11 protein-coding genes and 2 pseudogenes are annotated in these 13,460 nt (G+C 31.6%); 10 read left to right on the forward strand and 3 right to left on the reverse strand.

Annotation, left to right across the window (positions count from 1 at the left end; translation table 11 throughout):
- The first annotated feature begins 59 nt into the window (after window positions 1-59).
- The 3 genes and pseudogenes from BM027_RS00330 to BM027_RS00335 all read left to right on the forward strand — a co-directional run.
- On the forward strand, window positions 60-1,019 hold the full coding sequence (locus BM027_RS00330) for a hypothetical protein (RefSeq protein ID WP_090087472.1): 960 nt from the start codon (window positions 60-62) through the stop codon (window positions 1,017-1,019).
- A 157-nt stretch (window positions 1,020-1,176) separates the two neighbouring features.
- Window positions 1,177-1,341 carry a hypothetical protein gene (locus BM027_RS18100; RefSeq protein WP_175559910.1) on the forward strand — a complete coding sequence of 55 codons (165 nt, stop codon included), beginning with the start codon at window positions 1,177-1,179 and terminating at the stop codon, window positions 1,339-1,341.
- Window positions 1,342-1,692: 351 nt separating this feature from the next.
- Window positions 1,693-1,941, forward strand: a pseudogene (locus tag BM027_RS00335) (nitrite/sulfite reductase domain-containing protein); the annotation flags it as partial.
- Between the two features lie 113 nt (window positions 1,942-2,054).
- Here BM027_RS00335 and BM027_RS00340 read toward each other — a convergent pair.
- Window positions 2,055-2,702, reverse strand: a complete 648-nt coding sequence (locus BM027_RS00340; protein ID WP_090087476.1) for an FMN-dependent NADH-azoreductase — start codon at window positions 2,700-2,702, stop codon at window positions 2,055-2,057.
- 138 nt (window positions 2,703-2,840) lie between these two features.
- Window positions 2,841-3,851, reverse strand: a complete 1,011-nt coding sequence (locus tag BM027_RS00345) for a hypothetical protein (RefSeq protein WP_090087480.1) — start codon at window positions 3,849-3,851, stop codon at window positions 2,841-2,843.
- A 555-nt stretch (window positions 3,852-4,406) separates the two neighbouring features.
- Between BM027_RS00345 and BM027_RS00350 the strand changes: the two genes are divergently transcribed.
- From BM027_RS00350 to BM027_RS18775, 7 genes and pseudogenes are all read left to right on the forward strand, one after another.
- Window positions 4,407-5,333: an NTP transferase domain-containing protein gene (locus BM027_RS00350; RefSeq protein WP_090087483.1), complete on the forward strand. Its 927-nt coding sequence runs from the start codon at window positions 4,407-4,409 to the stop codon at window positions 5,331-5,333.
- A gap of 99 nt (window positions 5,334-5,432) precedes the next feature.
- Entirely contained in the window at window positions 5,433-7,997 is a 2,565-nt protein-coding gene (gene xdh, locus BM027_RS00355) for a selenium-dependent xanthine dehydrogenase (RefSeq protein ID WP_090087487.1), read from the forward strand.
- Between the two features lie 56 nt (window positions 7,998-8,053).
- Window positions 8,054-8,659, forward strand: a complete 606-nt coding sequence (locus BM027_RS00360; protein ID WP_090087490.1) for a nucleotidyltransferase family protein — start codon at window positions 8,054-8,056, stop codon at window positions 8,657-8,659.
- 276 nt (window positions 8,660-8,935) lie between these two features.
- A complete protein-coding gene (locus tag BM027_RS00370; protein WP_090087497.1) occupies window positions 8,936-11,068 on the forward strand; it encodes a xanthine dehydrogenase family protein molybdopterin-binding subunit in 2,133 nt (710 codons plus the stop codon).
- Complete coding sequence (locus BM027_RS00375) at window positions 11,049-11,516, forward strand: (2Fe-2S)-binding protein (RefSeq protein ID WP_090087500.1); 468 nt, start codon at window positions 11,049-11,051, stop codon at window positions 11,514-11,516. The genes BM027_RS00370 and BM027_RS00375 overlap by 20 nt, the downstream gene beginning before the upstream one ends.
- On the forward strand, window positions 11,510-12,328 hold the full coding sequence (locus BM027_RS00380; protein WP_090087503.1) for an FAD binding domain-containing protein: 819 nt from the start codon (window positions 11,510-11,512) through the stop codon (window positions 12,326-12,328). Before BM027_RS00375 ends, BM027_RS00380 begins: the two co-directional genes overlap by 7 nt.
- A gap of 237 nt (window positions 12,329-12,565) precedes the next feature.
- Window positions 12,566-12,694 (forward strand): annotated as a pseudogene (locus BM027_RS18775) (DUF255 domain-containing protein); the annotation flags it as partial.
- A gap of 67 nt (window positions 12,695-12,761) precedes the next feature.
- Here BM027_RS18775 and BM027_RS00385 read toward each other — a convergent pair.
- Window positions 12,762-13,445, reverse strand: coding sequence for a LysR family transcriptional regulator substrate-binding protein (locus BM027_RS00385; RefSeq protein ID WP_090087506.1), 684 nt, complete (start codon window positions 13,443-13,445; stop codon window positions 12,762-12,764).
- Window positions 13,446-13,460 lie beyond the last annotated feature (15 nt).

The following is a 13,460-nucleotide window of genomic DNA, read 5'->3' on the forward strand; positions in this document are numbered from 1 at the left end:
CTACTTGTCCAAAAAGATGTAAGATTATAGTAGTTTATGTTTTTGTAAGAGGAGATTCTATGAATATTAATATATTTTGGACAAGTATTGCAATAATAGTTTTTTTATATAATTTAATAAAGTCAAAAAGATTTAGGAAACTTATATTTAATTTTGTTATACAAACAATAATCGTAGCAATTAAGACTTTTATACCGTTAGCGTTGTTGAGATTTTTAACAAAACCAGATACATATATGCAGTATAGATATATTTATATTATAGGAATGGTTTTATCAGCAATTATAGTATTAAGATTTGTATTGAGAATTATATATAATAAGAATTTTAATTCATATACGGATTTGCTTTATTCTTTTGGTGCAATATGTATCTTTTTGGGTAATTTAAGTGTTAATATTCAATCTGATAAATTAATACAATACCTATTTGAATTTAATACAAGTTCATATGTGATACAAATATTTTTATTTCATATATATTTGTTGATTAATATGTTTATAATTATTTGTGGAATAATAACTTTTACAATGTTAACAATAAAAAGTATAATACCAATAATAGAAAAAGTTGTAGGTGATGACATAGAAACAATAAAATTTGTAATAAGAAAACTAGTATCGTGGATAATAATTTCAAATAAAAAAATTGAAAAGATATTTAAAATTGATATTATTGAATTTTTTAATAATTGTATCAATCCATTTAAAGAAATAAGTATTAAACCATTATATAAGAACATACCTAAATTAAAATTAATTTTTCTTTTTGCATACTTAATAACAGGAATATTAGTAATACATTATTGGAATGATTTAATTTATTATACTAAATTCAATATAACTATACCAAAAGAAAAAATGGATAGTTTTACTGATTATAGACTTATTTTTATAATTCCTTTAATAGGAATATTTGTAAATAATGTATTTAAAAAGGAAGATGTTAAGATAGAAAAGAGTAAGATTAATAATGATAAGGAAGAAAATTTTGAAATAGAATCATCTATTTTTGATTAAATAATTTTTTTGTTTAGGTAAGAATATGAAATATATTCTTACCTTTTTTTTGTGAATTTAATTTATAGAAATTATTAAATATTTTCATTGTGAAGAGCAATGAGGAGAAATCTTTATTGTTCTTTTTTATGCATAAAAATAGAAGGAGGAATAGATAATGGGTAATAATAAGATTGTAACTAAGAATAAAATTGGAAATAGAGAAGTAACAATAACAATAACCTGCAATAAGCCATCAAAAGAGGCTTTAAAAAATTTAGCAGATGGTATACTATATTTATATAGTAAAAATAGCAATGAGGAGGCGATAGCTAATGGATAAGATTGCTATATACTTAAGAAAATCTAAAGGAGAAATTGAAGATTTAGAAAAACATAAAGAACAACTTATTGAATTAGCAAATAAAAATAAATGGCAATATGATTAGCACCGTGGAGTTTATTCACTGTCCTATTTTTTTGCCTTTTAATTCAATTAGGCATTGAAGTTTATGTTAATTAGGTATATTATTAAACCAATAAATAAATTAAGAATTAAACCAATATATTAGTGTAATAAAATTAATATTTATTGGTGTGTAAAATATTGATTGTAGTATGTGTAAACTAAGCAATATCAAGGTTTACAGGCGTTTTAGATAATCTATTAAAAAATCCAAGAAAACCTACTAATAGTAAAGATGTTGGAATAATTGCTGATAAAACTGGATTTATTGTAACAGCTGGAGGATCAGCGGGTTATAATCCAAGAATAGCAGATATTATTGCTAAAGATATAACAGAGAAGCAAGCGTTAAAGTTAGTAGATAATATTTTTATATATTATAAGGAAGATGCAGAGGATGGAGAAAAACTAGGATTTTTTATTGATAGAGTTGGAATTGATAAATTTAATGAAGAAGTTCTTAAAGATATATTTTAATTGTATTTTTAAAGCAGAGAATAAGTGCCTGCATAGTCAAAAGATAACATAAAAAAATACCTATAGGCTAAACACTTTTTTAACGTGTCTAGTATATAGGTATTAGTTTATATCTATCTTAATACTTCTTCAATAACATTATCAATCTTTTCCATTGCTTCTTTTATAGCTTGTGTTCTCTCTTCTTCAGTATAGCCAGTTCCGTCTACTAATAATTCTTCAAATCTTTTTATTCCAATAAATTTCATTATATCATGTACATAATTTAATCCTTTATTCATTACCATTCTTAATATCCAAGGAATAGATGCTCCTGATGATTGTATATATATCATACCTCTTTTTTTATCAGTTAATAAACCTTCTATTTTATCCTTTTCCATATGTATGGTTTTTCCCTCCATTACTATGCAATCAATATATTCCTTTAATGGAGAAGGAAAAGAAAGACTCCACATTGGTGCTGCAATTACATATAAATCTGCTTCCTTAAACTGATCTGCTAATTTGACCATTTTATGAACTTCTTCTTTTTCATGTTGATTTAGTTTATTAAAATCATTTTCTTTTATCATACAATTTCTTTTTTCAAAATACTGATACTCTAATCTGGGTATATGACATTTATACAAATCTAATTCTTCAAGTTCAAAATCATTATGTTTATTTAAAAATTTGTTTACTAATGCTCTTCCAACTGTTTTGCTAGCTGACATTTCCTCTGGCTTTGAGTTTACTGTTATATAAAGTAACTTTTTCATAATATCCACCTCTTAAGTTTAATTTTCTACTTTAGTATTAACTAATTAATAAATATTATTAAGGCACATTCAAAAAAATAACTATTCAGAATGTTAGTCTATTTTTTTGAATGTGCCTTAACAGAATAATTAACTTTTTTAAAATGAAGAATTACTATAAAAATAAGGTTTCCAATTATCATGAATTTTTTCTTCTCTAATAGAGTAAGTAATATTCTTATAATTATCTATATATGAATTTAATAGTTTAATTTTAGAATTAAAGGAGTTAGAGAAAGCTTTAAGTGATTCAGGTATTAATTTTAATGATGAGTTGAATATTTCTAGTGGATTATAATATCCATTATTTCTAGTAGATGAAATCATTTTATAAGCATCATTACTAGCTTCATTAGCTAATTCATTTATCTTATTCTTTAAATTTTCATCATAATCACTTGGATAAGTTACTTCTAGGGTGATTCTATAACCTATGTTTCTAGATTTTACACACGGTATTTGACTTGTAACCTTATCATCATCTAAATAACCTATGGTTTGAGTTATAAAATCTTCTTTAACTTCAGGAATATCTATAGAAGCTAAAGTTTGAGCATATACATCTCTAGTTCCATCTAATGAATAATCTTTTTTATTACTTAGTAATGATATATCGTCTTGTCTTAAATTTTCACATTTTTCACAAGTATCTTCAAAATTAGATCTATCGTAGCACACAAAAGAATCAATCCTTCTTAAATCTAATCCAAAATAAACCCAATTTCTACCGAGCCATCTGAATCCAGATACAGAAACTCTATCAACATTAAACAAAAAAGTCCAATAGCTTCTACCATTTCTTTCCCAAATATATGTGAATTTATAAAGACAAAATCTTATAGAATTTTGACTAACAGCTTTAGTTCCTGGGCCACCTATACCTGCATTAAAATTTTGAACTCCTGTATCTTTTTTACTAGGAATATAATTTGGTGGTGCAGATTGAGGCATCCCAGGGGGATTAAAGCCTCCACCTGGATAATTACCTACAGGAGGAATTTTATCACCATGTGGTTTTTTTCTGTAAAAAGATTCATAGGGAATAGATGAAAATTCATAGTTTAAAGAATTCATATTGTCTTCATAATTATCATCGTTTCTATTTAACATTTATTTTTAGCCCCTCATTAATTAGTTATAAATAATATATTCATAAAAATTAAATGTGCTATATTTATAAGTTATAAATATTATTAAGAATATTAGATAATCATAAAAATATGGGAAAATAATCAATTATATCCAGTATGACACTCACTTTTTTAGCTTTCCTGACTTATTGAACAAAATGGGGAAATGGGGTAAGCGCAAATTATATATATTTTGGAAAAATGAACAAAATATTGAGTAGGTTAGATAAAAGTTTCTTGAAAATTATTGAATTAATGTATAAAATTAAAACAAAAGTGAAAGTACAGATATTTAGCATGATCAATCCAATTATTAATAATAAGATAATTCTATTAAAAAGTTATTTTCAGCGAGGATGACCGTAAAATTATACTCATTTGTAAATAGCTTTATAAAAAGAAATTTAGGAATTATATGAAATTTAAATCAAAAAAATAGAGCAGTCATAAGAAATACAAAGTTTTCGTGAAAGCATAAATAAAAAAAAGAGGGTGTCAAGCTTGATACTACTCGGACAGAACAAGAGGTATGAATATGAAAAAAAAGGAAAATAAGATAACGGGCGGTATAATTGTTGCAGCAGGAAAAAATGAACCAAGTCCACTATTGAAAATTGGTTCCATTACGGCAGTAAAAAGAATTGTTTTAACCTTTCAACAGGTTGGGATCTCGCCAATTGTGGTGATTACTGGATATCAAGCTGAAGAAATAGAACATGATTTAGCTAATTACGGAGTTATATTTTTGCGAAATCAACAGTATGAAAACTCACAGATGTTTGATTCTGCAAAAATCGGACTAGATTTTTTACAGAACAAATGTGACCAGGTAATATTCAATCCAGTGAATATTCCAATGTTTACACCAGAAACCATTCAAGGGATGATGGAATGTGGCAAAAAGGTGCTTTCGCCATCTTATCATGGGAAAGCTGGACATCCTCTTTTGATATCTTCTGAATTAATTCCTAAAATCATAAAATATGATGGTAATATGGGAATGCGAGGAGCTCTTCAGAATATTGGGGTTGAGAGACAATGGATGGATATAGAAGATGAAGGTATTCTTCATGATACGGATGATATTGATCGGTTGGATCAACTTTTAAAAAAACATAATCAGCATATCCTGCATCCTTTTATTAAAATCAGTATTGAAAAAGAATCCCTGTTTTTTAATTCAAGAACAAAATTGCTTTTGCTTTTGATTCAAGATACACACTCTGTGCGAAGTGCATGCAGACATATTGCATTGTCTTATAGTAAAGCATGGAGTATGCTAAATCAGTTGGAACAGGAGCTCGGGTATGCAGTAGTTGAAAGAAAACATGGTGGCAGCAATGGGGGAAAAACTTATTTAACAAAAGAAGGTATTGAGCTTTTAGAAAAATATCAGCAATTTGAACAGAATGTACGGCAGTACGCAAAAGAGGAATTTGACAAAATTATTCTGAAAATATAAAGCAAGTTCTTTTGACAAAGAATTTGATGAAACTTACCTCCTATTTTATAATAATTATAGAAATAAATTATTAAATTATTATAAAATAGGAGGTAAGTTATGTTTACACTAAATATCAATGGTAAAGATGCAATTTCACAGATTGATAAACCTTTATTATCTTTTTTAAGAGATGATTTGAGAATTACTTCTGCAAAGGATGGTTGCAGTGAAGGAGCATGTGGAACATGTACTGTTTTAGTGGATGGAAAAGCGGTAAAAGCCTGTATACAAAAAGTATCAAAATTTGCAGGAAAACAGATTTTAACTGTTGAAGGTTTAAGCGATAGAGAAAAAGAAGTTTATGAGTATTGTTTTGGAGAAGCAGGTGCGGTTCAATGTGGCTTTTGTATTCCAGGGATGATAATCTGTGCAAAATCATTGTTAGATGTTAATCTTAATCCAACTAGAGCAGATGTAAAGAAAGCAATCAATGGTAATATATGTCGTTGTACTGGGTATAAAAAAATTGAAGAAGCTATTTTAATGTCTGCAGAATATTTTAGGGACAACCTTGCAATCCCACCTGCTCCAACAAAATTGAAAATGGCACAAAAATTTAAGCGCGTTGATGTAGTAGAAAAAGTAAATGGAACAGGTATTTTCGTAGATGATATTAAATTACCTGAAATGATATATGCAAAAGCAGTTCGTTCCAAATATCCAAGAGCTATTGTAAATAAAATTGATATTAGTAAAGCAGAAGCTCATCCAGATTGTTTGAAGATTTTGCTTGCCAAGGATGTTCCTAATAATGTTATTGGACATATAAAGCAAGACTGGGATGTAATGATTGCTGAAGGCGGCATAACTAGATATGTAGGAGATGCATTAGCATTAGTAGCAACTTATCATAAAGATAAACTTGATGAAGTATGTCAATTGGTTGAAGTTGATTATACTGAATTGAAACCGATTACTTGCCCAACAGATGCTTTAAAGGCAGATGCACCTTTAATCCATGCTGATGGAAATATTATGAGTCGTGATATTCTTCAACGTGGTAACGCTAATGAAGCAATTAAAAATTCTAAATACGTGGTAACAAGAAAATATAAGACACCATTTCAGGAACATGGATTTATGGAACCAGAATGTGCAATTGCTATGCCTGAAGGAAAAGATGGTATTTTGTTGTATTCTGGTTCACAGTCTGTATATGATGAACAACGTGAAATTTCAAATATGCTTCAGATTCCAATAGAAAAAGTACATTGTCATTCTCAACTTGTTGGAGGTGGATTTGGTGGTAAGGAAGATATGAGTGTTCAACATCATGCAGCATTAATGGCATGGTATACGAAAAAACCAGTCAAAGTAAAATTTTCAAGACAGGAAAGTCTGGATTACCATACTAAACGTCATCCAATGGAAATGGAGTTTACAACTGCTTGTGATGAAAACGGTTATTTGACAGCTATGAAAGGTATTATTATTGCTGATACAGGTGCATATGCATCTCTTGGTGGACCTGTATTACAACGAGCATGTACCCACGCACCTGGGCCATATAATTATCAGAATATTGATATCTTAGGAATGTCAGTTTATACAAATAATGTTGTTAGTGGAGCCTTCAGAGGTTTTGGTGTAATACAAAGTTGTTTTGCTACTGAAAACAATATAAATTTATTGGCAGAAATGGTGGGTATTTCACCATGGGAAATCCGTTATCGTAACGCAATTCGTCCTGGTCAGGTATTACCAAATGGTCAGATAGCCGATGAAAGCGTTGCCATGGCAGAATGTTTGGAAGCTGTTAAGGATGTATATGAATCAAATCAATATGCAGGTATTGCTATAGCATTCAAAAATAGCGGAACTGGTGTAGGAAATAAGGATATTGGGCGTTGTATTTTATCGATTGAGGATGGTAAAGTTCATATTCGAACTTCTGCAGCATGTATGGGGCAGGGGATTGCAACAATGTGTACTACTGTGTTATGTGAGACAACTGGTTTAGATCCGGCTTTTATCACACATGAAAGAGCAGATACTGTTCGTACACCTAATTCAGGAACTAGTACGGCTTCCAGACAAACTGTAGTAACTGGTGAAGCTATAAGACGAGTATCAGAAAAATTGAAAGCGGAACTAGATAAAGGATTAACGCTAAGTAATTTGGAAGGTAGAGAATTTTATGGAGAGTATTCTGCAAAGACAGATCCAATGGGAGCTATAAAAGAAAATCCAATCAGCCATGTAAGTTATAGTTATGGAGCTCAGGTTGTCATTCTTAATAAAGAAGGAAAAGTTGAAAAAGTAGTTGCAGCATATGATGTTGGAACACCTGTTAATATTCAATCTGTTGAAGGACAGATTGAAGGTGGTATCATCATGGGATTAGGCTATGCTATGACAGAAGAATTTAAAGTTGAAGGTGGTTATCCTAAGACAAAATTAGGTACATTAGGACTTATAAGAGCAAAGGATGCTCCAGAACTTGAAGTTATTCTTGTACAAAGTAAAGACAAAATCTCTGAAACTTATGGTGCAAAAGGTTGTGGAGAATTATGTTTAATTCCAACAGCTCCTGCTTGTTCCCATGCTTATTATAGATTAGATGGCAAATTCCGTGCTCAGTTGCCATTAAAAGATACATTTTATAAAAAGTCAAAAAAATAATAGTATGTAAAGGGAATTATCTTAGTACTGTTTGATTTAGAAAGTGAGGTATATAAATGGAGATAAATGGTATTATACTAGCCGCAGGTTTATCTAGTCGGATGAAAGCATTTAAACCGCTTTTAAAATTGAAGGAAAAAACTATGATTGAACACAGTGTTGATAGTATGTTTCATGCTGGAGTAAATCAAGTCATTGTGGTATTGGGATATCATGCTGAAGATGTTGAAACTCTACTACGTAATGAATATGATTGCTCACGATTATCATTTATATATAATGGGAAATATGCAGAAACTGATATGATAACATCTGTTAAAATTGGAATATCAGCATTGGCTACCTGTGATGCTTTTTATCTTCTTCCTGGTGATATGCCAGCTATTAAAACTAAAACTTTTCTTATGGTGAAAGAGGCTATGGGTAGGACCAATGCTATGGTGGCTTTCCCTACTATTAATGGACATAAAAAACATCCGCCTTTGATTTCTTGGAAATGTATAGATTTTATTCTTAAGTTTCATGGAGATGGCGGTCTTCGGGAAGTATGGAAGCAGCTTGAAAACCAGATAGTAACAGTTCCTGTTGAAGATTTTGGATGTACGATAGATGCAGATACAAAGGAAGAATTCAATAGATTAGAACAATATATGGAAGGCTAGATTTTATCCTGAATAATTTATTTTTTGGAAACACACATTATATAAGGCACAATCAAAAAAATAACAAGTCCATTTGCCAGCCTATTTCCCCATGATGCTGCATCGGCAAATTGACCTAATAGACCCGCTATGAGGGCAATCCGTCTCTTTGCCTGATGAAAAATATTCATGGCAACTTTGGACTTGTTATTTATTTTTATGTGCCTAATACCGTGATTGTAAGGATTAAGGTGTTTATGCAAACACCTATTAATAAATATATAGGAGGCACTCTATATGGAAAATATAAGTATATCTGTAAAGAAAAAGGATCATGAATCTAAAATAACTGGTAGTGCTCTTTATGTGGATGATTATGTAATGGAGGGTATGCTTTATGGCAAGTTGCTGCACTCTGCAAAGGCAAAGGCAAGAATCACCAATATTTCTCTTCCAAAATTACCTGATGGTTATTTTGTTGTTGACAAGAAGGACGTAACAGGTGTAAACCGCGTTCATATTGTTGAAGAAGACACTCCAGTTTATGTTGAAGATACTGTAGAATATGTTGGTGAACCAATTTTAATGGTTGTTGGACCTGATTTTAAAGAAGTTGAGAGAATTTTGAATGAGATTATTGTAGCATATGAAGAAGAAGTTCATATTTTGGATATGCGTAAATCTGATACAGTTTTTTTCAATTACAACTATGCAAAAGGAGATATAGATAAGATTTTAAAAGAAGCTGATCGTGTTTTTATAGAGACATTTCAGACTGGTTATCAAGAACAAGCTTATCTTGAAACTCAAGGCATGATTGCTTATCCTCATGATGGACGAATGACTGTACGAGGTTCTATGCAGTGTCCATACTATGTCCTTGGTGCAGTTACCAAAGCATTGGGCTATGAGGAGAAGGATGTACAGATTATCCAAGATGTTACGGGTGGAGGCTTTGGTGGTAAGGAAGCATTTCCTTCAATACTTGCTTGTCAGATTGCAGTAGCGGCAAAAAAGGTAAATAAACCAGTTAAGGTTATATTTGATAGAAGGGAAGACATGGAGTTTACTTCAAAACGTCATCCATCTATCTCTACCTATAAAGTAGCTATTAAAAACGGTAAAATTACTGGCATGGATATTGATGTTTTATTTAACAGTGGTGCATACACTACACTTTCTCCAGTTGTTTTACAACGTGGCTTGATTTGTGCAAATGGCGTATATCGTGTAGACAATCTTCGTGTTGTAGGACGTGCCGTTAAGACCAATACTGTACCTTGCGGCGCATACCGTGGTTTTGGTGCACCTCAGACTTTCTTTGCAGTAGAGATGATCATGGATCATATTGCAAAAGAAATGGGCGTTGATTCTCTTAAGCTTAAAGAAGAATATATTGTTAAGCAAGGTGACGCTACATCTACTAGTGGCAAGTATCATTTTCATGTACCTCTACCTGAAATGATTGAACAGATTGATAAACTTGCCAATTACCGTGCAAAACGCAATAAGTATAAGATTCAGAATGGTAGATATCGTAAAGGTATTGGAATGTCTTTGTTCTTTCATGGATGTGGTTTTACTGGAAGTGGAGAGCGTGACTTTATTAAGGCTGTTGCAAAAATAAGGAAGAATTCAGATGATACTGTAGAGATTCTTGCAAGTAATTCGGATATAGGACAAGGCCTTAAGACTACTTTTTCTAAAATTGTTGCAGATACCCTTGGTATTTCTTATGATAAGGTGTTTATAAATAACCCAGACACCGATCGTGTTCCTGATTCAGGTCCAACTGTAGCAAGTCGTTCTTTGATGACAGTTGGCGAATTATTAAGGCGTGCATCAGATAGACTTAAGAAAGAGTGGAAAGCAGGAGAAGTTCAAGTTATAGAAGAACATTTCGTTGAACCTGATTTTGTAATTCCATTCAGTCTTGATGAATTCAAGGGAGATGCTTATCCAACCTATTCTTGGAGTGTAAATGCTATTGAAGTGGAAGTAGATACACTTACTGCCACAACAAAGATACTTGGAGCATGGGGAAGCTTTGATGTTGGTGTTCCAATTGACATGAATATTATACAAGGGCAGATGCAGGGAGGTTTCCTTCAAGGTATTGGATATGCATCTATGGAACAGATGAATTACAATGATAAAGGTATGATTCGTAATAATAGTTTCAGTGATTACATTATTCCTACAGCAGTAGATGTACCAAATCTAGTCACTGAAATTATTAATAATCCATATACTCACGGTCCATATGGAGCAAAAGGTGCAGGTGAGCTTCCTCTTGTTGGTGCAGCTCCAGCTTATGTTGAAGCTATGGAAAATGCCCTTGATGCAAACCTAAACAAAATTCCATTCACAACAGAAGACACAATGAGAGTTTTACAGGAGGTGCTAAAAAATGATAAAATTTATTCTTAATGGCAAAGAGGTCACATCCACTGCCAAAGCAAATGAACGATTACTAGATGTTCTTAGAAATGAATTCCGTATTACTGGTGTAAAGTGCGGTTGTAAAGAAGGCGAATGTGGTGCTTGTTCTGTAATTCTTGATGGTAGGTTAGTTAATTCCTGTATGGTAGCTATTGGTAGCATTGAAGGAAGTGCTGTTGTCACCATTGAAGGTTATAGAGAAACTGAACGGTTTGCAGTTCTTGATGAGGCATATGCATCAGTCAGTGCTGTACAGTGTGGTTTTTGTATTCCAGGTATGATTCTTGCATCTGAATGTATTCTTGCCAAGAATCCAAACCCTACCGAAGCAGAGATTCGTGAAGGAATTTCCGGTAATCTTTGTAGATGCACAGGTTATAATGCCATAGTTAAAGCTATTGGCATTGCAGCAAAGGAGGGGAAAGGATTATGGTAAATGGTTATAAACCAACATCTTTAAAAGAAGCATTGGACACCTTAGCAAAAGAATCTGTTACTCCTTACGCTGGAGGTACTGATCTTATGATTAAACCAGATGAAAATGCCACATATTTATTCCTTAATAAAGTACCAGAAATGAAAAATATAGTAGAAGATAAGGAATATATTCGTATTGGTGCAGCATGTACTTTTACTGATATTATTGAAAATGAGCTTACTCCAGCCATTCTAAAGGAAGCAGTTTCACACATCGCAGCACCAGCAATTCGCAACCTTGGTACTGTTGGTGGAAATATTTGCAACGGATCTTCGAAGGCGGACAGTGCAATGATCTTTTTTGCCACAGACTCTAAACTACGTCTTGTAAGTAACAGAGGTGAACGGGTGATTCCTATTACTGAATTCTATCTTGGTAGAAAGAAGACTACTCTTGATAAAGATGAACTACTTGTTGAGATTCTTATGAGTAGAAAGGGTTTAAATAATTACTACTATAAGAAGGTTGGAGAAAGAAATGCTTTGGCAATTTCAAGAGTATCTTTTGCTGCTGTCCTTAACGTAGAAGCTGGTACAATTGCTAACTGTATGATAGCATTCGGTGCAGTTAGCGATGTTGTCATCAGACGAGCAGATATTGATGCAATGCTTATCGGCAAAACTATTGAAGATGCAAAGGCTGTCAAGGAAGAGTATCTTGCAGCATATGATCAGGCGATTGTTCCTATCAGAGGCAGAATTTCAGCAGAATACAGAAAAACTGTCTGTATGAATTTACTTCGTGACTTTCTTGAAAGCAATGGAATCTGATTCGTTCGTAATTAACCACATAATCAATTTAATTTAAAATAAGCATATAAGTGAATAAAAAAAGTTATTTATATAATAAGGCTAGGGAGCAATAAAAAACTTCTTAGCCTATTTTTTGCTTGTTTAATAAAATGGTTCTGTTTTAAAACCGTGTTGATATTAAAACAGAGCCAAATTATTAAAACAGTTATAAAGAAAATTATATGAAATATAGATAATCATAGAGGCGGTGATCTTATGTGTATTAATAAGAAATCCAATAGATTAATTAAGGGAAAATCTATTGGATTTCTTTAACATGCTTACAATCCAATTAACTGGTATCCATGGAGCGATGAAGCTTTTGAAAAAGCTAAGAAAGAGGAATAACCAATATTCTTAAGTATTGGTTATTCAAAATGTCATTGGTGTAACTCCAGTTACTGAAACCAATTTAATTATATTTAGGATAATTGTAACTTATAATGAAATCATACATTTTTTTTACAGCAGGTGACATACATTCTATATTTAGTACGGATATGCCAATAATTCTGCTTGCATCAGGCTTGATAGGGTAGATGTCTACAGGGTATGAAATATCCTGCATGATTAGTTTAGGTATCAAGCAGATGCCAAATCCATGACTTACTAGAGTTATAGTGGATAAATCATCTACCACATGATAAGCAGATTTTATTTTTAAATTATGGGTTGCTAAGTAGTTTTGAATATCAGCATCACAGCTTGTACGTTGAATTACGAAGGCTTCGTTTTTAATTTCATCTAAGGTTATATAATCTGACTGAGATACTGAATAATTTTTTGGAACAACACAAACAAGTGGATCGTTGTATAGTGGATGAATAGGAAGTTTTCCAGCACTTGAAACAGACAAAAATCCAAGATCAACTATACCTGATTTAATCCATTTAATTATATCATCATAAGTACCTTGAAATATTTCTATAGAAATATTTGGGTGAATGGTATTATAGTCACGTACTAAAGAAGGAAGCCAGTTAGTGCAGACACTATTAAAGCATCCGATTCTTACAGTACCTTTTACTAATCTATATAAGTATATTATAATAGAAAAATGAATAAAGGTATTATCAAAAAATGGAAATAAAAACATTTTAGTGAAAAGAAC

Source organism: Clostridium uliginosum (assembly GCF_900112485.1).
Lineage (GTDB): Bacteria > Bacillota > Clostridia > Clostridiales > Clostridiaceae > Clostridium > Clostridium uliginosum.

Coding starts and splice junctions, on each gene's coding strand:
- BM027_RS18100 (WP_175559910.1), top strand. CDS start 1,177: ATGGGTAATAATAAGATTGTAACTAAGAATAAAATTGGAAATAGAGAA.
- BM027_RS00350 (WP_090087483.1), top strand. CDS start 4,407: ATGAAAAAAAAGGAAAATAAGATAACGGGCGGTATAATTGTTGCAGCA.
- xdh (WP_090087487.1), top strand. CDS start 5,433: ATGTTTACACTAAATATCAATGGTAAAGATGCAATTTCACAGATTGAT.
- BM027_RS00385 (WP_090087506.1), bottom strand. CDS start 13,445: ATGTTTTTATTTCCATTTTTTGATAATACCTTTATTCATTTTTCTATT.
- BM027_RS00345 (WP_090087480.1), bottom strand. CDS start 3,851: ATGTTAAATAGAAACGATGATAATTATGAAGACAATATGAATTCTTTA.
- BM027_RS00370 (WP_090087497.1), top strand. CDS start 8,936: ATGGAAAATATAAGTATATCTGTAAAGAAAAAGGATCATGAATCTAAA.
- BM027_RS00340 (WP_090087476.1), bottom strand. CDS start 2,702: ATGAAAAAGTTACTTTATATAACAGTAAACTCAAAGCCAGAGGAAATG.
- BM027_RS00360 (WP_090087490.1), top strand. CDS start 8,054: ATGGAGATAAATGGTATTATACTAGCCGCAGGTTTATCTAGTCGGATG.
- BM027_RS00375 (WP_090087500.1), top strand. CDS start 11,049: ATGATAAAATTTATTCTTAATGGCAAAGAGGTCACATCCACTGCCAAA.
- BM027_RS00380 (WP_090087503.1), top strand. CDS start 11,510: ATGGTAAATGGTTATAAACCAACATCTTTAAAAGAAGCATTGGACACC.
- BM027_RS00330 (WP_090087472.1), top strand. CDS start 60: ATGAATATTAATATATTTTGGACAAGTATTGCAATAATAGTTTTTTTA.